The sequence below is a fragment of the Pseudoalteromonas sp. 19-MNA-CIBAN-0066 genome, from assembly GCF_040308705.1.
In the GTDB taxonomy this organism is placed as follows: Bacteria; Pseudomonadota; Gammaproteobacteria; order Enterobacterales; family Alteromonadaceae; genus Pseudoalteromonas; species Pseudoalteromonas nigrifaciens.
Genome location: NZ_JBEONZ010000293.1, coordinates 1 through 256 on the forward strand (window position 1 = coordinate 1; position 256 = coordinate 256).

Here is a 256-nt window from a genome sequence, read left to right on the forward strand (position 1 = left end):
GCTTTTTCGTTTGCTTGAGTAATAAGTTTGCGAAACTTTCTCAGCCACCAGCGATTATCTATATAGCGTTTTATACAGCCTGATATTTTTATATTATTTTTAGGCTCTATAGGCGAAACACCAAACTTAATTGCGTAGCTTGATAAAAAGTCAAAAAGAGCTTTTTGCTTGGCATCAGCGAATTCGCTATTAATTTCGGTATTAGTAGTGCGAAACACAGCGGAATTTACGCTTTTGGTTTCGCTATCAGTAATTT

1 protein-coding gene is annotated in these 256 nt (G+C 35.5%); it reads right to left on the reverse strand.

What is annotated here, in order from left to right:
* The coding region (locus AAEZ18_RS19190) for a hypothetical protein (protein WP_352256017.1) at positions 1-218 on the reverse strand (218 nt) is incomplete at its 3' end.
* Between the last annotated feature and the right edge of the window lie 38 nt (positions 219-256).